Origin of the sequence: Aeromonas sp. TW 6, from assembly GCF_013168745.1 — a bacterium.
GTDB lineage: Bacteria > Pseudomonadota > Gammaproteobacteria > Enterobacterales > Aeromonadaceae > Aeromonas > Aeromonas caviae.
Genome location: NZ_JABERS010000011.1, coordinates 13,578 through 38,076 on the forward strand (window position 1 = coordinate 13,578; position 24,499 = coordinate 38,076).

19 protein-coding genes are annotated in these 24,499 nt (G+C 63.4%); 12 read left to right on the forward strand and 7 right to left on the reverse strand.

What is annotated here, in order from left to right:
- Positions 1-18: 18 nt before the first annotated feature.
- The 4 genes from hypE to hypF form a co-directional block, all read right to left on the reverse strand.
- Positions 19-1,023, reverse strand: a complete 1,005-nt coding sequence (gene hypE, locus HKD46_RS07495; protein WP_171865086.1) for a hydrogenase expression/formation protein HypE — start codon at positions 1,021-1,023, stop codon at positions 19-21.
- An 85-nt stretch (positions 1,024-1,108) separates the two neighbouring features.
- Entirely contained in the window at positions 1,109-2,221 is a 1,113-nt protein-coding gene (hypD, locus tag HKD46_RS07500; RefSeq protein WP_139700880.1) for a hydrogenase formation protein HypD, read from the reverse strand.
- The gene (locus HKD46_RS07505) at positions 2,215-2,466 is read right to left on the reverse strand and encodes a HypC/HybG/HupF family hydrogenase formation chaperone (RefSeq protein WP_139700882.1); all 252 of its coding nucleotides are present in this window, start codon (positions 2,464-2,466) and stop codon (positions 2,215-2,217) included. The genes hypD and HKD46_RS07505 overlap by 7 nt, the downstream gene beginning before the upstream one ends.
- A 5-nt stretch (positions 2,467-2,471) precedes the next feature.
- Positions 2,472-4,883: a carbamoyltransferase HypF gene (gene hypF, locus HKD46_RS07510; protein ID WP_139700884.1), complete on the reverse strand. Its 2,412-nt coding sequence runs from the start codon at positions 4,881-4,883 to the stop codon at positions 2,472-2,474.
- Between the two features lie 745 nt (positions 4,884-5,628).
- Between hypF and recR the strand changes: the two genes are divergently transcribed.
- From recR to HKD46_RS07555, 9 genes are all read left to right on the forward strand, one after another.
- Positions 5,629-6,231, forward strand: a complete 603-nt coding sequence (recR, locus tag HKD46_RS07515) for a recombination mediator RecR (RefSeq protein ID WP_010674419.1) — start codon at positions 5,629-5,631, stop codon at positions 6,229-6,231.
- A 443-nt stretch (positions 6,232-6,674) separates the two neighbouring features.
- Positions 6,675-8,588: a molecular chaperone HtpG gene (gene htpG / locus HKD46_RS07520; protein ID WP_039038912.1), complete on the forward strand. Its 1,914-nt coding sequence runs from the start codon at positions 6,675-6,677 to the stop codon at positions 8,586-8,588.
- A 240-nt stretch (positions 8,589-8,828) separates the two neighbouring features.
- A complete protein-coding gene (gene adk, locus HKD46_RS07525) occupies positions 8,829-9,473 on the forward strand; it encodes an adenylate kinase (RefSeq protein ID WP_010674422.1) in 645 nt (214 codons plus the stop codon).
- 119 nt (positions 9,474-9,592) lie between these two features.
- A complete protein-coding gene (gene hemH, locus HKD46_RS07530) occupies positions 9,593-10,567 on the forward strand; it encodes a ferrochelatase (protein WP_010674423.1) in 975 nt (324 codons plus the stop codon).
- 64 nt (positions 10,568-10,631) lie between these two features.
- Positions 10,632-11,024: an MAPEG family protein gene (locus tag HKD46_RS07535; RefSeq protein ID WP_010674424.1), complete on the forward strand. Its 393-nt coding sequence runs from the start codon at positions 10,632-10,634 to the stop codon at positions 11,022-11,024.
- A gap of 175 nt (positions 11,025-11,199) precedes the next feature.
- Positions 11,200-12,504 (forward strand): inosine/guanosine kinase, encoded by a 1,305-nt coding sequence (locus HKD46_RS07540; protein ID WP_069784835.1) that lies wholly within the window; start codon positions 11,200-11,202, stop codon positions 12,502-12,504.
- Between the two features lie 162 nt (positions 12,505-12,666).
- Positions 12,667-14,295, forward strand: coding sequence for a methyl-accepting chemotaxis protein (locus HKD46_RS07545; protein WP_039038910.1), 1,629 nt, complete (start codon positions 12,667-12,669; stop codon positions 14,293-14,295).
- A gap of 123 nt (positions 14,296-14,418) precedes the next feature.
- Positions 14,419-14,781 carry a DUF2750 domain-containing protein gene (locus HKD46_RS07550; RefSeq protein ID WP_010674427.1) on the forward strand — a complete coding sequence of 121 codons (363 nt, stop codon included), beginning with the start codon at positions 14,419-14,421 and terminating at the stop codon, positions 14,779-14,781.
- Positions 14,782-14,927: 146 nt separating this feature from the next.
- Complete coding sequence (locus HKD46_RS07555; RefSeq protein WP_010674428.1) at positions 14,928-15,422, forward strand: hypothetical protein; 495 nt, start codon at positions 14,928-14,930, stop codon at positions 15,420-15,422.
- Here the strand turns inward: HKD46_RS07555 and HKD46_RS07560 are convergent.
- Positions 15,385-17,022, reverse strand: a complete 1,638-nt coding sequence (locus HKD46_RS07560; protein ID WP_102948326.1) for an EAL domain-containing protein — start codon at positions 17,020-17,022, stop codon at positions 15,385-15,387. The two genes, HKD46_RS07555 and HKD46_RS07560, sit on opposite strands and share 38 nt — an antisense overlap.
- 188 nt (positions 17,023-17,210) lie before the next feature.
- On the opposite strand from HKD46_RS07560, the gene glgC reads away from it, so the two are divergent.
- Positions 17,211-18,485 (forward strand): glucose-1-phosphate adenylyltransferase, encoded by a 1,275-nt coding sequence (glgC, locus tag HKD46_RS07565; RefSeq protein WP_010674430.1) that lies wholly within the window; start codon positions 17,211-17,213, stop codon positions 18,483-18,485.
- A 58-nt stretch (positions 18,486-18,543) separates the two neighbouring features.
- On the opposite strand, the gene HKD46_RS07570 is transcribed toward glgC, so the two are convergent.
- Positions 18,544-20,544 (reverse strand): hypothetical protein, encoded by a 2,001-nt coding sequence (locus tag HKD46_RS07570; RefSeq protein WP_042863724.1) that lies wholly within the window; start codon positions 20,542-20,544, stop codon positions 18,544-18,546.
- A gap of 146 nt (positions 20,545-20,690) precedes the next feature.
- Positions 20,691-21,242, reverse strand: coding sequence for a lipoprotein (locus HKD46_RS07575; RefSeq protein ID WP_102948328.1), 552 nt, complete (start codon positions 21,240-21,242; stop codon positions 20,691-20,693).
- Between the two features lie 335 nt (positions 21,243-21,577).
- Here HKD46_RS07575 and HKD46_RS07580 point away from each other — a divergent pair, with 335 nt between their 5' ends.
- Positions 21,578-22,750 carry an isochorismate synthase MenF gene (locus tag HKD46_RS07580; protein WP_171865087.1) on the forward strand — a complete coding sequence of 391 codons (1,173 nt, stop codon included), beginning with the start codon at positions 21,578-21,580 and terminating at the stop codon, positions 22,748-22,750.
- A 76-nt stretch (positions 22,751-22,826) separates the two neighbouring features.
- Entirely contained in the window at positions 22,827-24,494 is a 1,668-nt protein-coding gene (locus HKD46_RS07585) for a (2,3-dihydroxybenzoyl)adenylate synthase (protein WP_171865088.1), read from the forward strand.
- Positions 24,495-24,499: the final 5 nt, after the last annotated feature.

Below are 24,499 nucleotides of genomic sequence, written 5' to 3' on the forward strand. Positions count from 1 at the left end.
ACGTAACGGCATGGTTGCTCAACAGATCCGCGGCAGCAGCTCCCCCTGCGGTAGCTCCAGATAACGGCGGCTGCCCCAGGGGTTGTTCAAGATCACCTTGTGGCGATCGCTCGCCTGCACCACGCCGATATGGCTGGCGGCGGGGTTGAATTGCCGCAAGATGCCCAGCGCGTCCCGCGCCTGTTCGGCGGGCAGGGCCAGCACCATGGTTCCCTCGTTGGCGAGATCATGGGGCTCGAAACCGTAGAGCTCGCAGAGGCCCCGCACCGGATCGCACACCGGAATGGCGGACTCCTCCAGTTCGATGGCCACCTGGGAGGCGCTGCTCCACTCGTTGAGCACGGCGGCAAGGCCGCCGCGGGTGGCGTCGCGCAGGGCGTGAGGGGTAATACCCGCTTTTAGCAGCGCTTCTACCTGCGGCCAGAGGGTGGTGCAGTCGCTCTTGAGATCAGATCCCAGTTGCAGGGCGTCGCGGGCCATCAGGATGCAGGCGCCGTGGCTGCCGATATCCCGCGACACCAGAATGGCGTCACCGGCCTTGAGGTTGCGTACCGAGATGCCCCGGCTCTGCTCAGGCAACGGGAAGGTGCCTACCCCACTGGTGTTGATAAAGATCTTGTCGGCCGCTCCCTTGGGCACCACCTTGGTGTCGCCGCAGACGATGCGGGCGCCGCTCTTGGCAAGCTCTGCTGCCATCGACTCGACGATGTGGGCGAGATCGGCGTAGGGGAAGCCCTCCTCGATGATAAAGCTGGCGCTCAGATACTCGGGCTTGGCCCCCATCATGGCGAGATCGTTGACCGTGCCGGCGATGGCCAGCTTGCCGATGTCGCCCCCCTCGAAGAAGAGCGGCGAGACGGTAAAGCTGTCGGTGGTGAAGGCGACGGGGCCCTCTACCGGCAACAGGGCGGCATCTTCACCGCGCAGCAGGATCTCGTTGCCAAAGTGGCGAAAGAAGAGCTGGTTGATCAGCTGGTTCATTTCTACACCGCCGCCGCCGTGGCTTAACTGAATTTCTCTCATCGGGTCTGGTTCTCCACAAGATTGCAGAAACAGGCTGGTTCATCTCTCCTCATCACCCGACCACCTTGGCTTGACTGAATTTCTCTCATTGGATCCCCATATATCGGTAGTAGGCATTGCAGGCCCCTTCGGAGCTGACCATGCAGCTGCCCATGGGCTGGGTCGGGGTGCAGCCCCGGCCAAAGACGTTGCACTGGTTCGGCTTGACCAGGCCGCGCAGGATATCGGCGCACTGACACGCCTTGTGGTCATCGATGGGAGTCTGATTGAGTTGAAAGTGGCGCTCCGCATCGCGTTTGGCAAAGGCATCGCGCAGGCGCAGGGCGGAGGCGTTGATATCGCCGAGGCCTCGCCAGCGAAAGTGCTCACGGGTCTCGAAAAAGCGCTCGACCATCCGCTGGGCGGCTTTATTGCCGCTGGCGGTGACGGCGCGGCTGTACTGCACCTCCAGCGCGTAGCGACCCTCCACCTTCTGGCGCACCATCATCAAGAGCGCCTCCATCACGTCCACCGGCTCGAAACCGCTCACCACCACCGGTACCTGATAACGATCGACGATGGGCAGGTAGATATCGGCGCCGGTGATGACGCTGACGTGGGAGGGGCCGATAAAGGCGTTCACCTTGGCAACGCCGTCGGCCATCACCGCATGAATGGCGGGGGGCACCAGCACATGGTTGATATGAAACAGCAGGTTCAGGGCCCCTTGCTCTTCAGCGGCAGCCAGCAAGGCGGCGGTCATCGGGGTAGATGTCTCGAACCCGATGGCGAAGAAGACCACGGTTTTCTCGGGGTTCTCTTTGGCGATGCGCAGGGCGTCGAGGGGGTCATAGACGGGGCAGATATCGCTCCCCTTGGCCCGCTGCTGGGCCAGCGTGCCCTTGGAGCCCGGCACCCGGATCATGTCCCCCAGGGTGACCAGAATGACATTCGGTTGACTCGCCAACTCGATGGCCTGATCGATGCGCTCCTTGGGCATGATGCAGACTGGGCAGCCGGGGCCGTGAACGAACTCGATGCTGGCCGGCAGCAACTGGTGCAGGCCGTACTTCATGATGGTGTGGGTATGGCCGCCACACACCTCCATCACCCGCAGCGGTTCGGGCAGATCGTTGGCCAGTTCATTAATTTGGGCGGCGAGGGCGCGGATCACCTCGGGCTGGCGAAAGCCCTGAAAGAGGTCATTCAAGGTCAGCATGGCAAGATATCCTGCGCAGGGATAAGGGCCACCATCTGGCGGAAGCTCTCGAGGCTGGCCTGCGCCTCCTCTCCGTCAATCTTGCTCATCACAAAGCCGATATGGAGCAGCACATAGTCGCCCACCTGGAGAGGCTCTTCGAGCAGCATGCAGCTGACGCGCCGCTGCACCCCCAGGGTGTCGACGGTGACGCAGTTATCTTCGGGGTGCAGCTGCACCACCTGAGAGGGGATGGATAGACACATGGATTTCAGGACTCCGACAAGGTGGCACAACCGGTGGTGACAGGCTGGTGCGTAGCAAGATGGTGGATGGCAAACCAGAGCTGACCGGCGGCGATGCCACCGTCATTGAGCGGCAGGGTTTCGCTGGTCAATACCTGCCGGCCGGCCGCTTCGAGAGCGGGCACCAGCTGGTCCATCAGCACCCGGTTTTGAAAGACGCCGCCCCCGAGCGCCACCGGATAGCCGGGGAAGCGCTCGGCCAGGGCGATGACCAGATTGCGGATAGCGCGGATAAAACCGGCGGCCAGGCGGGCGGTGGAGGTGCCTTTGCGCCGCTCGCTGACAAGGGTATTGATGAGCTCCCTCCACTCGATCTGCAGCGGCCCTTCCGCTGATTGGCTGAGATCAAAGGCGAGGGGAAAGGGCTGCTCATCGGGGGCCAGCTGCAAGGCGGCTGCCTCCAGCAAGAGTCCCGCTTCGCCCTCGTAATCGGGGGTATCGATCACCCCAAGCAGCGCCGCCACCGCATCGAACAGCCGACCGATGGAACTGGTATGGGGGGCGTTGCGACCCAAGCGCCAGAGTTGGTGCAGATTGTTGATCTGCCCAGCGGGCAGTTGCTTGATCAACGGAATATCGAGGGCACCGATCTGCTCAGGGCTGTGCGATTCAAACAGCAGCCCCAGCAACTGGCGTACCGGCTCGCGGATGGCCGCTTCGCCGCCGATCAGCTTGAAGGGTTTGAGGTGGGCAACCCGTGTAAAGCTTTGAACGTCGGCCAGCAGCAGCTCGCCGCCCCAGAGGGTGCCGTCATCGCCAAGGCCGGTGCCATCGAAGGCCACCCCCAGCACCGGGCCCGTGATGTTGTGCTCGGCCATCACCCCCAGCAGGTGGGCGTGATGGTGCTGCACCTCGAGATGGGTTGCATTGTGATCACGGCAATAGCCCTTGGCCCACTGGTGGCTGAGGTAGCCGGGGTGGCGATCCGACACCAGCAGTTCGGGCTTGAGATCGTAGAGATCGCGAAAGGTGGCCAGGGTCTGCTCGAAGTGCTCCTGCATCGGCAGGCTGTGCAGATCGCCGATATAGGGGCTGTAGATGCGCTGGCGGCCGAAGGCGAGCGCTAGCTGGTTCTTCTGCTGTGCCCCGACTGCAAGAAGCGGCGCCTTGACCGCCTCTTGCAAGCTGGGGGTGCAGGGGGCATAGCCCCGGGCGAGGCGCAACGTCTGGCGTCGCCCGCCGGCCCACTGCACCAGACTGTCGTCGCACGGGTGCAGGATGGGGCGGTTGTGATCCAGGATGCCGTCAATCTCGCTGCCGAGTTCCCTGACCACCGCCTCGTACTCGATAAGGATTGGGCTGCCGCGACCATTGGCGCTGGTGGCCACCAGCGGCATGGCGCAGGCGTCCAGCAGCAGCTGATGGAGCGGGGTATAGGGGAGCATGACGCCGAGGTAGGGGATGCCGGGGGCGATCCCCTCGGCCAGCGGCGCGGTTGTCTGTTGGGATTCGGAGTGCCGATCATCGTTTTTGCGCTTGCGCAGCAAGGTGATGGGTCTGGCCTGAGAGGCGAGCATCTTCCACTCTGCCTCGCTGCCGGTGACATACAGTTTGGCCTCGGCAAGGGAGCCTATCATCACCGCCAGCGGCTTGCGCGCGCGCCGTTTGAGCATTCGTAATCTGGAAACACTCTGTTCATTGCGAGCATCGCACATCAGGTGATAACCCCCCATCCCCTTGACCGCAATCAGGGCGCCCGCTTGCAGGGCGAGAGCAGCTTCGTGCAGGGCATCCTCGCGCTCGGCCAGGGCATCGCCACGGCTATTTCGCCAGCTGAGGTGAGGACCACACTCGGGGCAGCTCACCGGCTGGGCGTGGTAGCGTCTGTCCAGCGGGTTTTCATAGGCCGCCGCACAACGCCGGCACATGGCAAAGCCTGCCATGGCGGTGTGGGGTCTGTCGTAGGGGAGGCGGCGGATAATGGTGTAGCGCGGGCCGCAGTGGGTGCAGTTGGTAAAGGGGTAGTGGTGGTGGCGATCCGCGGGGTTGGCCACGTCCCGGGCGCACGCCTCACACATTCCCTGATCCGGCGAGATGGCGACTGTGGCAGCGCTCTGCTGCTGGCTGGCTTTAATTCGAAACTGGCCATGAAATTGGCCATCGAAGTCGGGATCCTGATCTCGAGGCAGTTCCCGCTCGCTGAAATGATCGATACGGCTCAAGGGCGGCGCCAGTTCCCGCAGTTCTCGGGCAAAGCTGGCGAGCTGCTCAGGGGATCCTTCGGCGCCGATGGTGACGCCATTGGCATCGTTCAATACATAGCCGGCAAGGCCGTGGCGCAGCGCCAGCCCATAGACGAAGGGGCGAAAGCCGACCCCCTGCACGATACCGTCTATATGAAATTCCCGGCGCAGTCGAAGGCGTGTCGACGTGGTCATGGCGCCATCCAAAGAGGGGCCAGCGCCCCTCCCTGATAACCGGGGGGCAGGGAACCCTCCCTCATGACAGGGGGGCTGGGGAGGGCCGACAGGGGCGGCCATCCGGCGATCATCCTGGGGGATGTCATGCGATATCGAACTCCCATCTGCTGGCCTGCCGCCACGGCATGGGCCATCGGGTGCAACGAACGGGGGGCAACGGGCTGCGTCGCGATAGAAGGGGCGTAGCCTTGGCAGGAAGAGGAGGCCCTCGCCCTGTCACGGGGGCCAAGTTTACCGGGGCACTTGTCCCCAATACTTTGATCTCGCCCCTGTTTGAGTGCCAGATGCGGCGCTTCTTTGCGATCCTGTGAGCCTGCTCCGCCAGCGATCGGCGTGTGAGAACTGGCGGCGCCGCGCCCCCGGGGCGCTGAACCGGCCCCTGAAGGGGGCAAATCGAGGATGGCGGGGCCAACACGCAGGTTTTTTGTTTGGTTTTATTTAACGATTGCGGTCAATCGAGTAGAAAAATTGAACACCTTGGGGGCTGTTTTACCCCTTGCGGGGGCTGACGGGGTCTGCCGGCCCTGAAAAACGGCGCCAGCCCGGTTTCCCGGTGCGTCTCGGCGGCGAGGCGCCTGCGGGCGGGATCTGCCATTGGCGGCCCTGGGCTGGTATAGTCCTGCGCCAACAAAAGAGGTTGGAGAGACGGCTTGCCGATGCCCCTGGGGCGGCGCCTCTCTTCGCGGCATCAAAGGATATCCCCATGAAATTCAGTCCCCTGCTCGATGAGATGATGAAGGCGCTGCAGGTCTTGCCGGGCGTGGGCCCGAAATCGGCCCAGCGCATGGCGTTCACCCTGCTGGAGCGCGAGCGCAGCGGCGGCCTGCGTCTGGCCTCCCTGCTCAACCGGGCGCTGACCGAAATAGGTCATTGCAGCCACTGCCGCACCTTCACCGAGAACGATCGCTGCGAGATCTGCGCCAATCCCAAGCGTGAGGAGAACGGCTTGCTCTGTGTGGTGGAGAGCCCGGCGGACGTGGCCGCCATCGAGCAGACCGGCCAGTTCTCCGGCCGTTACTTCGTGCTGATGGGCCACCTGTCGCCCCTTGACGGCATCGGCCCCGAGGAGCTGGGGCTCGATATCCTGGAGCGCCGCCTGCAAGAGGAGCAGATCAAGGAGCTGATCCTCGCCACCAACCCCACCATCGAGGGGGATGCCACCGCCTGGTACATCGCCGACATGGCCCGCACCGCCGGGGTGGAGGTGAGCCGCATCGCCCATGGCGTGCCGGTGGGCGGGGAGCTGGAGCTGGTGGATGGCACCACGCTCTCCCACTCCCTGATGGGGCGCCAGCGCCTGAGCTAAAGACGCCACGGACCCCACCCCGGCCCTCCCCTTGGCAGGGGAGCAACCAATCCCACCCATTCCTCCCCGTGGCTGGGGAGAGTGCAACAGATCCCGCCCCATGCTTCCCCTTGGCTGGGGAGGGATCAACCAATCCCCCCTCCCTTGTCAGAGGAGGGAGCAATGGATCCCGTCTCATGCCTCCCCTTGGCAGGGGAGAGCAAGGCTGACCCCGCTATATGTCACCCCTCTCGATTCCAGTCTGACCCCTTCGCCAGACAGGGGACGACGGTGCACCTCCCCCTTGTGAAGGGGGAGGCCGGGAGGGGGTTGCCTGTGTGGGCCAAGCGAGGGGCCGGTGTGCAAATTTGCTCTCAAGTTTGCACGCAAGCCCCTTGATATTTGAAAGGCCAACCCCATCTAGCTTGGGAATCTGTTCAACCCGACGTTTTGAGGACTGGTCGATGACCCAAAGTGTTCACGCCGAAACCCACGGCTTTCAGACTGAAGTCAAACAACTGCTGAGCCTGATGGCTCACAGCCTCTACTCCAACAAAGAAGTATTCCTGCGCGAGCTGATTTCCAACGCCTCCGATGCGGCGGACAAGCTGCGCTTCAAGGCGCTTTCCGATGCCTCTTTGTTCGAAAACGACGGCCAGTTGCGCGTGCGCCTGGTGGTGGACAAAGAGAACAAGACCCTGACCATTTCGGATAACGGCATCGGCATGACCCGTGACCAAGTGATCGAGCACCTGGGCACCATCGCCAAGTCCGGCACTGCCGAGTTCTTCAAGCACCTCTCCGGTGACCAGGGCAAGGATTCCCAGCTGATCGGCCAGTTCGGGGTGGGCTTCTACTCCGCCTTCATCGTGGCCGACAAGGTGACCGTGGTCTCCCGCGCCGCCGGCACCGCGCCGGAGCAGGGCGTGCAGTGGGAATCACAAGGGGAAGGCTCCTTCACCGTGGCTGACGTGACCAAAGCCGGTCGCGGCACCGACGTCATCCTGCACCTGCGCAGCGATGAAGAGGAGTTCCTGGACGACTGGCGCCTGCGCTCCGTGGTCAGCAAATATTCCGACCACATCAGCGTGCCGGTGGAGATGTTCAAGGAGGGTACGCCGGATCGGGAAGAAGACGGTGAAACCATCGTCGGCACCCCGGGGGAGTGGGAGCAGGTCAACCGCGCCACCGCGCTCTGGACCCGCAACCCGAAGGACATCAAGGACGAGGAGTACCAGGAGTTCTACAAGCACGTCGCCCACGACTTCGAAGATCCGCTCCTGTGGGGTCACAACCGGGTGGAAGGGGCCCAGGAGTACACCAGCCTGCTCTACATCCCGGCCCGCGCGCCGTTCGATCTCTACAACCGCGAACAGAAGCACGGCCTGAAACTCTATGTGCAGCGCGTCTTCATCATGGACGACGCCGAGCAGTTCATGCCGACCTACCTGCGCTTCGTGAAAGGGGTGCTGGACTCCAACGATCTGCCGCTCAACGTCAGCCGTGAAATCCTGCAGGACAACAAGGTGACCGCCTCCCTGCGCAAGGCCTGCTCCAAGCGCGTGCTCACCATGCTCAACAAGCTGGCGAAAGAGGATGGCGAGAAGTACGCCAAGTTCTGGAGCGAGTTCGGCAATGTGCTCAAAGAGGGTCCGGCCGAGGATTACGCCAACCGGGAAGAGATCGCGAAGCTCTTGCGCTTTGCCAGCACCGCCGGCGAGGGCGAAGCCCAGACCGTCTCTCTCGAGGATTACGTTGGCCGCATGAAGGAAGGTCAGCAGAAGATTTACTACATCACCGCCGACTCTTATGCCGCTGCCAAGAACAGCCCGCACCTCGAGATCTTCCGCAAGAAGGGCGTCGAAGTGCTGCTGATGTGGGAGCGGGTGGACGAGTGGCTGATGAGCCACCTGACCGAGTTCGACGGCAAGCAGCTGGTCTCCGTCACCCGTGGCGAACTGGATCTCGGGGATCTGGAAGACGACGCCTCCAAGCAGGCGCAGGAAGAGGCCGAAAAAGCCAACGCCGGTCTGGTGGAGCGGGTCAAGAAGAGCCTCGGGGAGGCGGTGAAAGAGGTGCGCGTCACCCACCGTCTGACCGACTCGCCGTCCTGCATCGTCACCGACGCCCACGGCATGAGCACCCAGATGATCAAGCTGATGCGCGCCGCCGGTCAGCCGGTGCCGGAGCAGAAGTACATCCTGGAGCTCAACCCCGACCATGCCCTGGTGAAGAAGCTTGGCACCATCGAGGATGAGAGCCTGTTTGGCGAGTGGGTCTCCCTCCTGCACGAGCAGGCCCAGCTGGCGGAGCAGGGCGGCCTCAATGATCCGGCGAGCTTCGTCTCCCGTATCAACCGTCTGCTACTCCAGGCGTGATGTGATTGTGATTGGCCCACTGCATGACAGTGGGCTTTTTTTTTTGGCCGTTCCCCTCTGGTGCGCTGCTGCATTTTCAATCATTTTTCGTGGTCGTCGTCTGCGTCTTTGGTCGCAGAGACGGGGCGGGAGTGTGGTGATAATCTGGCCACTCACACGGGGCGAGCTTGTTAATACGGGCGAAAACGTGTAGTTTTTTGCCTTCTCAAGAATTGAATAACCAATCAACTAGGAGCGTGTATGCGCATTGTTCTGTTGGGAGCTCCGGGCGCCGGCAAGGGTACCCAGGCTCAGTTCATCATGGAAAAACACGGTATTCCGCAGATCTCCACCGGCGACATGCTGCGTGCGGCGATCAAGGCGGGTACCGAGCTGGGCCTCAAGGCCAAAGCCGTGATGGACGCAGGTCAGCTCGTCTCCGACGACATCATCATTGGCCTGGTCAAAGAACGCATCGCGCAACCGGATTGCGCCAACGGCTTCCTGCTGGACGGCTTCCCCCGCACCATTCCCCAGGCGCAAGCCATGAAGGATGCCGGTGTGACCGTGGACTTCGTGCTGGAGTTCGACGTGCCGGACGAAGAGATCGTCAAGCGCATGAGCGGCCGCCGCGTGCACTCCGGCTCCGGCCGTACCTACCACGTGGTGTTCAACCCGCCGAAAGTGGAAGGCAAGGATGACGTGACCGGCGAGGATCTGGTGATCCGTGCCGACGACGAAGAGACCACAGTGCGCAAGCGTCTGGATGTCTACCATCAGCAGACCGCGCCGCTCATCGGTTTCTACGGCAAGGAAGCGGAAGCGGGCAACACCCGTTACGTCAAGATCGACGGCACCCAGCCGGTGGATCTGGTCAGCCAGCAACTGGCCGCCATTCTCGGTTAAGCCATTCAGGGCCGGCAGGACGCAGCCGTTCGCCGGCTGGCTATGAGGGTGAGAAAAGGGTCCATACCGGGCCCTTTCTTGCATTCCATTCCCACGACACAGAACGACAGGATGCTAACGTGACCACGAAAACCGGGATCTTGCTGGTCAATCTGGGTACCCCGGCCGCGCCGACCACGGCGGCGGTCAAGGCGTTTCTCAGCCAGTTTCTGCACGATCAGCGGGTCGTCGACCTGCCGCGCTACCTCTGGTGCCCCCTGCTTCACTTCATCATCCTGCCGACCCGCTCCCCCAAGGTGGCAAAGCTCTATCAGCAGGTATGGACCGAGCAGGGCTCCCCTCTGATGGTCATCAGCCAGCAGCAGCGCGCGGCCCTGGAGCACGAGCTCAAGCGGGAAGGGGTCGAGGTGCCGGTGGCGCTCGCCATGACCTATGGCGCCCCGTCGCTGGCCGATGGCTGGCAGGCCCTCAAGGCCCAGGGGGTCAACCGGGTGATCCTGCTGCCGCTCTATCCCCAGTATTCGGTCAGTACCACCGCCTCGGTGTTCGACGCCTGGGCCAGGGCGATGAAAACCGAGCGCAATCTGCCGGTGGTGCGGCTCATCCGCGATTACCATGCCCACCCGGAGTACATCCAGGCGCTGGCCATGAGCGTGCGTCGCCACTGGGAGCAGCACGGCCAGGGGGAGCATCTGCTGATGTCCTTCCACGGCATTCCCGAGCGCTACGAGCGGGAAGGGGATCCCTATGGTCATCAGTGCAGGCGCACCGCCGCCCTGCTGGCGGAGGCCCTGGGGCTGGCCCCGGAGCAGTGGACCGCGAGCTTCCAGTCCCGCTTTGGCAAGGAGGAGTGGCTCAAGCCCTACACGGACCTGACCGTGGCCGACTTGCCCTCTCGCGGCGTCAAGCGGCTCGATGTCATCTGCCCGGCCTTCTCGGCGGATTGCCTCGAGACCCTGGAGGAGATCCAGGTGCAGAACCGGGAGATCTTCATGGCCGCCGGTGGCGAGCAGTTTGAATACATCCCGGCCCTCAACAGCGATCAGGCCCATATCCGCATGATGGTTTCCCTCATCTGTCGCGAGCTGGCATGATGGCCGTTCTCATCCGGTGCCCGACGTGGCGGACGTTCGGATTCAACGATAAAGGAGTGTCCTGATGATGCATATCACGCTGATTTACGCCGGCCTGCTCGGGCTCTTGTTCCTGCTGCTCTCCTTCTGGGTGGTCAAGCGCCGCGCCCAGTTCAGGGTGATGATTGGGGAGGGGGAAGCCCCCGAGATGCTGGCCGCGATCCGCGCCCACGGCAACTTTGCCGAGTACGTGCCCCTCACCCTGCTGCTGATGGCCCTGTGCGAACTGGCGGGGGTCGGGGCGCTCTGGCTGCACCTGGGCGGTGTGCTGCTGCTGGTGGGTCGCATCCTGCATGCCATCGGCATCCAGATCCCCAGGGCTCCCAACATGCCGCGCCTCTTCGGCACCCTCTTCTTCTGGCTGTCGCTGGGGATTTTCTCGGTGCTGGCACTGGTGCAGGGGCTCTCGGCAAGCTGAATGTCATCCCGCAACACCACCCCGTCACGGGGTGGTTTTTTGTGGCAGACAAGTCAAACGTTTTCCTCGCAAACCCTTGTCTATACTGACCTCAAAATTCAATCGTGCGACTTTTCGGCGTGGTGGATTGTGTTAAAATCCCGCCCCTCTTTTCCCCAGAGCACAGAAGATTGCCATGAAATTTCCCGGTCAGCGCAAGTCCAAACACTACTTCCCGGTCGACAGACGTGATCCCCTGATCCCGCAGAACTCCCAGCTCACCGAACTGGGCAAGGCCTATGTAGTGGGCATCGATCAGACTCTGGTGGATATCGAAGCCCATGTGGACGAAGACTTCCTGAACCGGTACGGCCTGAGCAAGGGCCACTCCATGCTCATCTCCGACGAGGTGGCGGAGCTGGTCTACGACGAGCTCAAGGCCAACAACATGGTGGTGAGCGAATTTGCCGGCGGCACCATCGGCAACACCATGCACAACTACTCCGTGCTGGCGGACTCTCACTCCATCCTGCTTGGCGTCATGAGCCAGGACATCCGCATCGGCAGCTATGCCTACCGCTATCTGTGCAACACCTCCTCCCGGGTCAACCTCGACTACCTGCAGCCGGTGGACGGCCCGGTCGGACGCTGCTTCACCTTCATCACCGAAGGGGGAGAGCGCAGCTTTGGCATCAACGCCGGCAAGATGGATCACCTGGATGTGGAGCACATCCCCGAGACCATCATCAAGGAGGCCTCGGCCCTGGTGATCACCGCCTACCTGGTGCGCGGCGCCGACGGCACCCCCATGAAGGAGGCCGCCATGGCCGCGGTGCGCTATGCCCGCGAGGCCGGGGTGCCCGTGGTGCTGACCCTGGGCACCCGCTTCGTCATCGACGAGAATCCCCAGTGGTGGCGCGATTTCATCAGCGAGAACGTGACTGTGCTCGCCATGAACGAGGACGAGGCGGAGGCCCTGACCGGGATAAAGGATCCCCTCGGCGCGGCCGACAAGGCGCTGGACTGGGCGGACATGGTGCTCTGCACCGCCGGCCCCATCGGCCTCTACATGGCGAGCTACACCGACGAGGACTACAAGCGCGAGACCACCCACACCCTGCTGCCCGGCGTCATCCCCGAGTTCAACATGTACGAGTTCAGCCGCCCCATGGCCCGGGACAAGTGCCGCAAGCCTGCGCGTATCTACTCCCACATCTCCCCCTACATGGGCGGCCCGGAGAAGATCAAGAACACCAACGGGGCAGGGGACGGGGCGCTGTCCGCCGTGCTGCACGACATGGTGGCGAACGCCTACCACCGCATGAACGTGCCGAACTCCGCCAAGCATCTCTCGGAATTCCTGACCTACTCCTCTCTGGCCCAGGTGTGCAAGTACGCCAACCGGGTGAGCTACGAGGTGCTGGCCCAGAGCAGCCCGCGCCTCTCCCGCGGGTTGCCGGAGAAGGAAGACAGCCTGGAAGAGGTGTACTGGGAGCGGTGATACCTCTTCCTGTCGACCACAAGAAAGGGTGCCACTGGGCACCCTTTCTTGTTTTTGGGGCTGGATCATGTTTTTGGCATCGCTTTTGCTGACATCGTGGACAGCCCGCGTCGCGGCGGCATACCTTGTGTTAAGGATATGTAGCTGCTGCGGGGCGAGGGTATGTTGAGACAATGGAGTATCGGTCGGCGTCTGTCGCTGGTGACCCTGATGGTGCTGGCGCTGCTGGGACTGCTGCTGTTCTTCTGCCTGCAGATCTATCAGCAGGGGCTGATGGGGGAGAAGAGCCGCCAGACCCAGGCCCAGGTAGAGACCGCCTACAGCCTGGTGGCGGGGCTGGAAGCCAGGGTACGCAAGGGGGAGCTGGACGAGGCGAGCGCCAAGGCCGAAGCGCTGGCGCTGATCAAGGGGTTGCGTTACGGCAACGATGACTACTTCTGGATCAACGACAGCCACCCCACCATGGTGATGCACCCCATGAAACCCGAGCTGGACGGCAAGGATCTCTCCGGGGTGGAGGACAAGCAGGGGCTCAGGCTGTTCGTCGCCTTCGCCGATCTGGCGCGGGCCCAGGGCGCGGGGGAGGTGGCCTACTACTGGCCCAAGCCGGGGGTGGACGAACCGGTACGCAAGATCTCCTACATCAAGCGCTTCGCCCCCTGGGACTGGATCATCGGCACCGGCGTCTATGTGGACGACGTCGAGGCCCAGTACCGGGAGGTGCTGCACACCCTGCTGGGGATCGGGCTGGTGCTGGCCCTCCTGCTGTTTGCCGTGGTCGGCCTCATTGTGCGCAGCATCGTCGTGCCCCTCTCCCGTTCTGTCTCGGCCCTTGGCAACATCGCCAGGGGGGAGGGGGATCTGCGGGTACGTCTGCCAGAGTCTGGGCGTGACGAGCTGAGCCAGCTCAGCATCAACTTCAACCTCTTCGCCAGCCAGATGGCGCAGCTGGTGGCCCGCAGCCAGCAGATAGCGGATCAGAACCGGGTGCATGCCCACCAGCTGGCCGAGGTGGTGGAGCGTACCGGCGCCATCGTCACCGGCCAGGAGCAGGATACCCTGCGGGTGGCCAGCGCCATGGAGCAGATGACGGTGAGCAGCCGCGAAGTGGGCCAGCACGCGGCCCAGGCCGCCGATGCGGCGGACTCGGCCCTCAATCTGGCCCAGCATGGCCGCGAGGTGGTGGTCCAGACCCGGGAGTCCATCAGCCAGTTGGCGGACGAGATGGTGGAGACGGTACAGGCGGTGAGCCGCCTCGAGCAGGAGACTCAGCAGATTGGCTCCGTGCTCGACGTCATTCGCGGGGTGGCGGAGCAGACCAACCTGCTGGCCCTCAACGCCGCCATTGAAGCGGCACGGGCCGGGGAGCAGGGGCGCGGCTTTGCGGTGGTCGCCGACGAGGTGCGTACCCTGGCGACCCGCACCCACAGCTCCACCGACGAGATCCGGCAGATGATCCAGCGGCTGCAGGAGGGGGCCGGCAAGGTGGTCAGCGGCATCAGCCAGTTGCAGCAGCTCTCCCGCGCGACGGCGGACAGGGCCGGCGATGCGGATGTCGCCATCAATGCCATCGATGGATCCGTCCACACCATTACTGCCATGAATGGGCAGATTGCCACGGCGGCGGCGGAGCAGAGCCGGGCGGCGGAGGAGATCAACCAGCGGCTGGTGGCCATCACCCAGCTGGCGGCGGATGCCCTGGCCCAGAACCGGCTGACCGAGCAGGCATCCGGGCAACTGGCGCTGGCCTGCGACGAGCTGGGGGCCCTGGTGGCGAAATATCGCATCTGACGGCCTTTCTCCCCGCTTTTTCGGGATAAGGCTTGAGTCTGGGGGGCTTTTGGGACACCATCTGCCCCATTCTCGGCCAGCCTTGGCCGACAGCCTGCCATTGCTTTGCAAGAGAGAGACCCCATGAGCAAACTAACTGACAATCTTGACGCCAATTTCCAGCTGTTCATCGAAGAAGTCCGCGAGTCGGGTCAGGTGTGGGGTCTGCGCTACGGTGAAGACTGGGTGGTGTGCCGCTCCGCCGAGTTCGAAGATGCGGACGTGATGCCGCTCTGGTCCGCCGAAGGGGATGCCCGCCTGCACTGCGTGGACGAGTGGGCGGATTACGAGCCGGAAGTGATCGAGCTCGAAGAGTTCCTGGACATCTGGATCAACGATCTGGACGAGGACGACGTGCTGGTCGGCCCGAACTGGAATGCCGATCTGGAAGGTCAGGAGCTCGAGCCCATCGAGCTGGCCAAGGCGCTGGTGGAACTGGACGCCTGAGGCTGCCGTCCCGCCGGATTGTGATGAACCGGCCCCCTTCGGGGGGCCGGTTCTTTTATGGCCGCCATGGGCCATGAAAGGCGATTTGCCTTTGCACCCGTCCCGGGGATGGGTCATCATCAACCCTTTGCCGATCGGGAGGTGCCATGTTTGTCTTTGACGTGACCACGAAGGCGGGGGCGCAGGGGAGGATCCAGGTTCAGGCGCTGGACTGGAGCCAGAGCGGCCCGGTGAGCTTTCAGTGTGACAGCGACGAGCTGGCCCTGGTGCTGCTGAGCGGGTGCCGCTGCGATGCCGTGGGGTACTTCAATCTGCTGGGGGGCTGCAAGCCGCTCTACGTGGAGCAGTGGCTCACCTATTTGCAGGAGCGTGGCCAGCTGGAGAAGGTCACGGCCCGCCAGGAGAGCCCGTCCCAACCCGATTACCTGACCCGGGCCGGGCTGGCGGACGACGAGCTCAATGCCCTGCTCGGCCAGATCTACAAGGTGGCCGGGTTCAACCGCCTGCAGATCAACCGCTACCTCAAGCATCGCCACAACCCGACCATGCTGGCGACCCGTTACGATCAGAAGGAGCTGGAGCGCTATCGCCAGCTCAACGACATCATTCTGACCCTGTTGAAGCTGAAACCGTCTCCGTGAAGATCCCCATTTGACCGATCTCCGGTCCCAGCTCCTGGGGCCGGGCGATGAGGTAGCCCTGCAAGCCGTCCACATACATGCTCTGCAGCATCTGCTTCTGGCCTATCTGTTCCACCCCTTCCGCGATCACCAGGCAGCCCATGCGATGGGAGACGTCGACGATCATCCGCACGAACTGCTGATTGGTGAGATCCTGCTCCAGCTCGGTGATGAGTCCGGGGTCCAGCTTGATGTAGTCGGGTTTGAGCTCGCGAAACAGGCTGAAGGAGCCGATCCCCTTGCCGAAGTTGCAGATGGCCGAGCGGCTGCCGTGGCGCCTGAGCAGCTCGAACAGCCGCCTGGACCCGGTCAGGTTGCGCTCCAGGTGCTCCTCGTCGAGCTCGAACACCAGGTTGGCCCCGATGTCGGGGTCTTTTTGCAACTGGTGATCCAGCCAGATGAGAAAGGCGCTGTTTTGCAGCAGGGAGCCCGGCAGATTGAGACCCCATCGGCTGTTGTGGCCTCCGAAGGCGCGGTATTGGCGGATGACGTGGCGGATCACCATCTGGGTCAGGCGCAGTACCATGTCCAGCCGCTGTGCCATGGCGAGCAGGGTATCACTTGGCAGCACGGTGCCGTCGCTGCTGCAAAAGCGGGGATAGATCTCGTGATAGGCGAGCATGCCGCGATGCAGGGGCTGGATGGGCTGGCAGGTGAAGTTGATGCTCTCCTGCTCCAGCAGATCGGTCAGCACCTGGGTCCAGTGACGCTGACCCTGCACCTCGACCACCTCGTCGTTCTGCTGGATGGCCCAGCCATTGACCACCTCTGTCTGGGCGCGGGCCAGCGCGAGATCCGCCCGGGCCAGAATGGCCTCTATCTTCTGCTCGCTGCTCAAGCGGGTCATGCCCGAATAGGCGGCGCTCTCGAGCTCGTGATCGTGCTGATAGCGATCGAAGGCGAGCTTCAGATCCCGTCCCAGCAGATGGGGCGGGATCTGGGCCAGGGGGGGCAGCAGGACGGCAAAATCGGCCCCCGAGATGCGATAGACCCGGTGGCCCGGGAAGCGGCTGACGGTGTGGCTGATGAGGGCGGCGATGTCCCGGATGTAGGCATCCCCGGACTGGAAGCCGCGCTGGGCGTTGAGGGTCCCGAGCTCGGTGGCGCGGATGAGCACCAGGATGGCGGTCTGGGTGTTTTCCTGTTGCAGCAGCTCGGTCAGATCGCGCCGGAAGGCGTGGCGGTTGCCAAGGCCCGTCATCTCGTCCCGGGTCGCCTGATTGTGCAATTCGGTGATCTGGCGGTGGGCATCGATCTCGGCCTCATTGAAGGATGCAAGGAGCTGGCGCAGAGCCGTTTGTGCCTGTACGCTGTCGAGCATGGCGGGATCCCGCTGCTGCAGCGCCAGCAGCCAGCGTTGCTCCTGCCTCGCCTTTTCCCCACGGCGCACGCTGTGGGTGAGAAAGAGCAGCAGGGCGAATCCCGTCAGGGTGGTCATCAGGACCAGCAGCAGGGTGAGCGGTGAGGCGGGGGGGGCGAGCAGCACTCCCTGCAACAGCAGCATGGGAATGCAGACCAGTGCGCTGACCAGCAGCAGGTTTCCCTCATGTTTATTCAACATCGTTTCATCCTTGATGATGTTCATGATGTAGAAATTCTAACCAAGTCGCTGGCGCAAAACATGAGTACTCACGCAACTCCACGATAAAGCGCCGGCGGAATGCAACTAAATGTGAGTGAAAACACTTTCATGGTCTGTAAAAAAAGCGAAGATGGGTTGAAAACAGCCCCAACAGAGCAGAGGTAGATATGTTGCTAGAACCCGTAGACACCGCCAAAGCACGGCAACTATTGAATCAGAGTATGGCCTTGGTGCTCGCAGGGGGACGGGGCAGCCGCCTGAAGCAGTTGACCGATAACCGCGCCAAGCCCGCCGTCCACTTTGGCGGCAAATTCCGTATCATCGACTTCGTGCTCTCCAACTGCATCAACTCCGGCATCCGCCGGGTGGGTGTGGTGACCCAGTACAAGTCCCACAGCCTGTTGCGCCACCTGCAATCGGGCTGGTCTTTCCTGCGCTACCAGATGAACGAGTTCATCGACTTGCTGCCCGCCCAGCAGCGGGTGGACGAGGTGCACTGGTATCGCGGCACCGCAGATGCCATCTACCAGAACGTCGACATCATCCGTGACTACGGTCCCAAGTACATCGTGGTGCTGGCAGGGGATCACATCTACAAGATGGACTACGCCGCCATGCTGCTCGATCACGTGCGCCTCGGCGCCAAGGTGACGGTGGCCTGTATCGAGGTACCGCGCTGCGAGGCATCGGCCTTCGGCGTGATGGACATCGACGAGCAACGCAAGATCCGCGCCTTCGTGGAGAAACCGGCCAATCCGCCCGCCATGCCGGGCTGCGAGGATCGCTCGCTGGCCTCCATGGGCATCTACATCTTCGAGGCGGAGTACCTCTACCAGTTGCTGGAAGAGGACATCCACAATCTGGAGTCCAAGCACGATTTCGGCATGGACGTGATCCCGCGCATCGTGGGCGAGGGCAAGGCCTTTGCCCACCCGTTCAACATGTCCTGTGTCGGGGCCAAGGAGGGGCAAAAACCCTACTGGCGCGACGTGGGGACCCTGGATTCGTTCTGGGAGGCGAACATGGACCTTGCCTCCGTGGTGCCCGAGCTCGACATCTATGACGAGAACTGGCCCATCTGGACCAGCCAGAACATGTCGCCACCGGCCAAGTTCGTGCAGGACAGAAACGGCCAGCACGGCATGACCATCAACTCCATGTTTGCGGGGGGCTCCATCGTGAGCGGCTCCTTCGTGCTCAACTCGGTGTTGTTCACCAACGTGCGGGTGCACTCCTTCTGTACCCTGGATCAGGCGGTGATCTTCCCCGGGGTCGAGATCGGGGCTGGTTGCCGCTTGCGCCGGGTGGTGGTGGACAAGGGGTGCAAGCTGCCAGACGGCCTGGTGGTGGGGGAGAACGCGGACGAGGATGCACGCCGCTTCTACCGCTCCGAGCAGGGCATCGTGCTGGTGACCAAGCCGATGCTGGCCAAGCTCGGCTAACCTCGTCGACACAGACAAAAAAAGGGAGCCCTGGGCTCCCTTTCTATTGGTGGTCGATTTATTTCTCGCTGACCAGGGCCTTGCCGGCCATCACCATGGCGGTGCCATGCTTGCCACCGGCGGCGGTCACTTGCGGGACACCATCTTCGTCGGTGTCGCTGCCGGCACCCTCGATGACGTTCTCGCCGGAGTCGCCGATCCACTCGGCCATCTGCATGCCGCCGTTGACGGTGCCGCGGAACCAGCTCACGTAGCGCTGGGTCAGCTGTGCCAGCTCCAGCTCGGGTGCCTTCTCGGCCCCTTCGTTGCGCAGGTTCAGCATGGCAGAGCGCAGGGCGCCGGAGATGGCGGCCTGGGTCCAGGGGGTGTATTCACCCTGCTTGCCAGCGAGCCAGGTACCGGCCTTGGCATTGAAGTAGGCCTTGTCGGCGGCGATGAAGAGCTCGCGTGCCGCGGTGCGGTACTTGGCATCCGAGGTGGCCAGGAAGGCGGCGGTGAGGCCGCGGATGGCGGCGAACTGCGCGTCGATGGACTGACCGGCGTCAAGCTTGCCGCCCAGGGTCAGACCGTCATGGACCAGGCCATTCTTGCCCTTGAGGTTGGCGAGGATGAAATCGGCCTGCTTGCGGACCAGTGCGATCGCCTGCTCACCCTGTGGGGTCTTGAGGTTCAGCTCGCCATTGTCACCGGCGGCGTAACCCACCGGCAGCGCATCCTGGGCGCGCTGGAAGATCTGCAGGGCGACCAGAGCGTAGGCGGCGTCGAAGGTAGTGACGTGCCCGGCCTGTTTGCCAGCTTGCCAGCTGTCGACCAGGGTGCCAGCCTTGGGCTCGAAGTGCAGGGCCTGCAGGTTCTTGAAGGTGAGGTTGGAGAGGTTCAGGGCCAGGGAGAAGGCATCGCTGCCCGCCACCGCCTTGCCCAGATCGTTGGTCTGGTTGGCAGCCGGAGCGGCGGCGAACGGGGCACCATCAAACACGGCGTGGAAGGCCGGGTTCTGGTTGGTGTTGGCCGTGCGCTGATCGCTGAAGGCGTAGAACTCGGAGAGGGGCCACAGCAGCATCCAGGCGTCGCGCAACTGGGCGGAGCCGTCCACGACCTCCAGCTTGCCGATGGCACCGGCGTCGTTCTTGCTGGTCTCGGTCACTTTCACCTGATGAGGGAAGTAGACAACCCCCTTGGCCGGATCGTACTGCGGGGTGATTTTGGCGCCCAGGGTCTTGCCGTCAAAGCCGAGCTGACCTTGCAGGATGGCGAGCTTGTCGATGGACTGCTCGGTCAGCATCATGCCGTTGAAGCCGTCGGCGGCAGAAACCCCCAGCTTGTGCTTGCCGTCCTGATCCATGGTGGCGGACGCGGCTTCCACCTCTTCATCGGTCTCGGCCACGTGCATGCCGCCCAGGAAGTCCTGGGACCACATCACTTCTTTGAGCAGGATGCCGCCCACGGCGGCCGGGACCAGCAGGTTGTCACTGCCGCTCCAGCGCAGGGTGGCGTAGTCGCGGAAGTAGGCGGGGACCTGGGTCTTGACGCTCTTCTCGTTGCCCTTGGCGGTCTTGATGGTGATCTGGTCACCGTTGACCGGGGTGGCGTTCACGGCCTGGGCGAACTCCGGGTTGGCGGAGGCGTAGGGCAGGGAGAGGGGATACATGCCCTGAGGAATTTCATCGGCGGGGAAGCCGACGGCCTCGGCCATGGCCAGTACCCGTTTGCCCAGGTCGGCCAGGGTGCCGCCACGGGCCTGGTTTTGCGGCCCGTTTACCAGATGGGGGCCCATGCCGGACTGGTAGTTGAGGGCGTACATTGCCTCTTCGGAGTATTCATAGGATTCGATGCCGGCGGCGAAGTCGAACGGGGTCGGCTCGTCGGCGCGGTTGGCGTCCAGCACATCCAGATCCAGACCGAGGGCCTCGGCCAGCGGCTCGCCGGAGAGCTCGAATTCGGTGTAGGCCAGCATGTTGGCCGCGGTGTTGAACGTCTTGTCCTCCACCTTGACGGCAGCCTGTGCGGCGCTGCTGAGGAGTGCGCAGGCGATCGCCTGCACCAGTACGGTTTTTCTCATGTCCTTCTCACCATATTGTTGATTTTATTATGACGCTTCTCATGAATCTAAATGAGAATGGTGTGCATTATGGGGCAAAGGGCGGGGCTTGAGAAGAAAAAAACCGCGCCCCGGTGGGGTGAAGAGGAGAGGCGCGGCGGCAGGCGTCACATCAGTTTGAAGGGGATGACCAGTCGGCCCGGCTCCACCTTGAGGGCTTCGACCTTCTCCTTGATCCGCGCCTCGTTCTGGCGGCTGCCATCGAGCCGGTAGACGGGGGTCTGGGAGAGGAACAGGGAGAGGGACTGGTTGAAGGTGGGCAAGAGCGGGGAGAGGGCGGTGCCCACGTCCGCCGGCTCGGTCTTGACAGAGATGAGCTCGAGATCGCGCAGATAGATGGCGCCCTGTTCGGCCACGTAGTCGGGGCGGGCACTCAGGGAGAGGCGGATCTTCATCTGCTGGCTGCCCAGCGGGCTCGCCACCTGCAGCTCGCCGGCGGCATCCAGTTCGACCTTGTCGGCCTGGCTGCGGCCGATGCGGCTTTGCATGTCATCGAGTCGGATCTTGCTCGACATGATGCCGGGGATCCCCAGCTGTTTCTCGAAGGCGACTCGCTCCTTGAGGTACTGGTTGATCTCTCCTTCACTGACGCTGTACTGGGTCAGCGAGCAGGCCGCCAGCAGCAGGGCGAAGGGGAGCAGAAGCAGGTGTTTCAACATGGGAGGGTTCCATTTTCGGGGCTATCACAAGAGGTTGCGCCATCTTAGAGGCAAAGCGGGTTGGCCGCCAGTGGGGCCGCCCTGACCGGTTTCTGTCGCATCCCCCATATGGGGATGGCAATCCGTTTTCATTCGAGTAGCAGTTTCCCTTCATTGCCAGCAGGCCCGCCCTGGCGTCATCCCCGACATACCCACAGACAAGCTCCTGTTTTAACGATGCAAAATCCCATTGACCCCGCGATTTCAAAGCGAGTATTTTACCGCCGCACAAAATCAAATTGATAATCATTATCATTTTGAATCTTCTTTGAGGGTATGACGTGAAGACTCGAGTAATGGACAATTGCACATCTGCCGAGGCGAAGATGTCGCCTGATTTCTTGTTTACCTCGTGTCAGGGCACGATCAGTGCCACTGACCTGGGGCAACCCATCACCACCCCCGCCTGCGAGTGGCCCCTGCTGGCACAGCAGATAACCCTGGCCCTTGATGCCGCCAGGGCTGCCGGCCAGAGCAACCCCCTGCTCATCGGTGCTTTTGCGTTTGATCCGGCAGAGGCTTCCTGCCTCTATGTGCCCGGCCGTTATGAGCGGGGCGAGAAACTGGCCCCGACAGAGCCGACACCGGCGACAGAAGTGGAGCAGACCGTCGAGGCCAACCGGGTCATCTCGGTGCAGAGCACCCCGCCGGCCAGCGAATTTCAGGCCTCGGTCAGTGCGGCGCTGGATGCGTTTGCACAAGGTCGGCTCGCCAAGGTGGTGCTGTCGCGCAAACTCACCCTCACCCTGCACCGGCCCGCCGACCCTACGCAGGTGATGGCCCGTTTGATGGCCCAGAATCCCCACGCCTTCCACTTCTCCCTGCCGCTCGGCCAGGACCGCCGCCTGCTGGGCGCCAGCCCGGAGCTGCTGCTGCGGGTCAGCGGGGGAGAGGTGTTCACCCATCCGTTGGCGGGCTCCGCCAGACGGGTAAGCGAACCGGCGCAAGATGAAATGGTGGCCCGAGATCTGCTGGCCTCTCGCAAGGATCAGCATGAGCACCGCCTCGTGATCGACGAGATCCGCCGGGTGCTGACGCCCCACTGCCGTGAGTTGGCGATCCCGTCCAGCCCCTCGCTGATGAGCACGGATACCCTCTGGCATCTGGGCACCCCCATCGCCGGCCGGCTCAATGGCGGCGAGGCGTCGGTGCTCTCCTTGGCCTGCCAACTGCATCCCACCCCGGCCCTGTGCGGCTATCCCACCGATCTGGCCCGCCAGTTCATCCGCGAGCAGGAGCCCTTCCGGCGAGCCCTGTTCAGCGGCATCGTTGGCTGGTGCGACAGCCAGGGCAATGGCGAGTGGGCCGTGGTGATCCGCTGCGGGGTGCTCGATGGCCATCAGGTCGAGCTGTTTGCCGGCGCCGGTATCGTCGCGGGCTCGGATCCCGCCATGGAGTGGGCCGAGACCGGCACCAAGCTGGGCACCATGCTCAAGGCACTGGGCCTGGATTTGGAGGTGGCGCAATGACGCAGCTTCAATATCTGGGCTGGCCGAGTGGGCAGCCAAATCTGAAAGCCCTGGATCTGAGTCCGGAGGTCGCGCAATGAGCGATACCAACCGCTTCCTGCCCTATACCCGCTGGCCCGACGAATTGGCCCAGCAGTACCGCGCCAAGGGTTATTGGCGCGGCGAGCCCTTGACCGCCATGCTGGCGCGTCAGTGCGAGCTGGCCCCCGACGCCGAGGCGATCCTCTGCGGCGAGCGCCGCTTCAGTTATCGTGAGCTGGACGCCGCTTCGAGCCGGCTGGCCGCAAATCTGGCCCGCCACGGCCTGGGGGTGGGGGATACCGCCCTGGTGCAGCTCCCCAACGTGGCCGAGTTCTATATGGTGTTCTTCGCCCTGCTGAAGGCCGGGATTGCACCGGTCAATGCGCTCTTTAGCCACAACCGGCTGGAGCTTCTCTCTTATGCCGAACAGATCACTCCGCGCCTCTTTGTCGGCTCGCTGGCTCACCCGCTGTTTGCGAGCAAGGGGCGCGAGAGCGAGCTGCTGACAGCCATCGGCACCGAGCTGGTGCTGCTGGATGGTGACGCAGGGGAGCTGGGGCTGACCCGCTGGCTTTGCGAGGGGGATGAGGGGGGCTCCCCATCCGTCTCCTTTGCCCCGACCCCGGCGAACGAGGTGGCCTTCTTCCAGCTCTCCGGCGGCAGCACAGGCACTCCCAAGCTTATCCCGCGCACCCATGACGACTATTACTACAGCGTGCGCCGCAGCAATGAGATCTGTGGCCTCGGCTCCCATACCCGCTATCTGTGCGCCCTGCCGGCCCCCCACAACTTCCCCCTGAGCTCCCCGGGCGCCCTGGGGGTATTCGAGGCCGGCGGCGCCGTGGTGCTCGCCCCCGATCCCAGCCCCATCAGCTGTTTTCCGCTGATCGCCCGCCACCGGGTCAATCTCACCTCGCTGGTGCCGCCGGCGGTCTCGCTCTGGCTGCAGGAAGCGGAAGCGGACCCCACCGCGCGCACTCAGCTCGAGAGCCTAGACTTGCTGCAAGTGGGCGGCGCCAAGCTGGGGGAGGCGGTGGCCAGCAAGATTGGGCCGCTGCTCGGCTGCCGGCTGCAGCAGGTGTTCGGCATGGCGGAAGGGCTGGTCAACTACACCCGGCTCTCTGATCCCGACGAGAAGGTCATTCACACCCAGGGCCGTCCCATGAGCCCGGACGACGAGGTGCGCATCCTCGATGAGGCGGGCAATCCGGTTGCCCCCGGCGAGCCTGGCGCCCTGCACACCCGCGGCCCCTATACCTTCCGCGGCTACTACCAGAGCCCGGCCCACAACGCCCGGGTGTTCGATGCCGAGGGCTTCTACTGCTCCGGCGACCTGGTGGTACAGGATGCCGATGGTTACCTCACCGTGGTGGGGCGGCAGAAGGATCAGATCAACCGGGGCGGCGAGAAGATCGCGGCGGAAGAGGTGGAAAACCAGCTGCTGCATCACCCGGCCATCACCCATGCGGCCCTGGTCTCCATGCCTGACAGCGCCATGGGGGAGAAGAGCTGCGCCTTTATCGTCAGCACGGATCCCGCCTTGAAGCCGCTGGCCTTGCGCAAGTTTCTGCGCGAGCGCGGAGTGGCGGATTTCAAGCTGCCCGACCGTTTCGAAACCCTGGACGCCCTGCCCATGACGGCGGTGGGCAAGATTGACAAGCAGGGGCTGCGGGCGCGCATTGCGCACGCCATCGCCGCCAACCAGTCCCTGACAACAGCATAAAACTA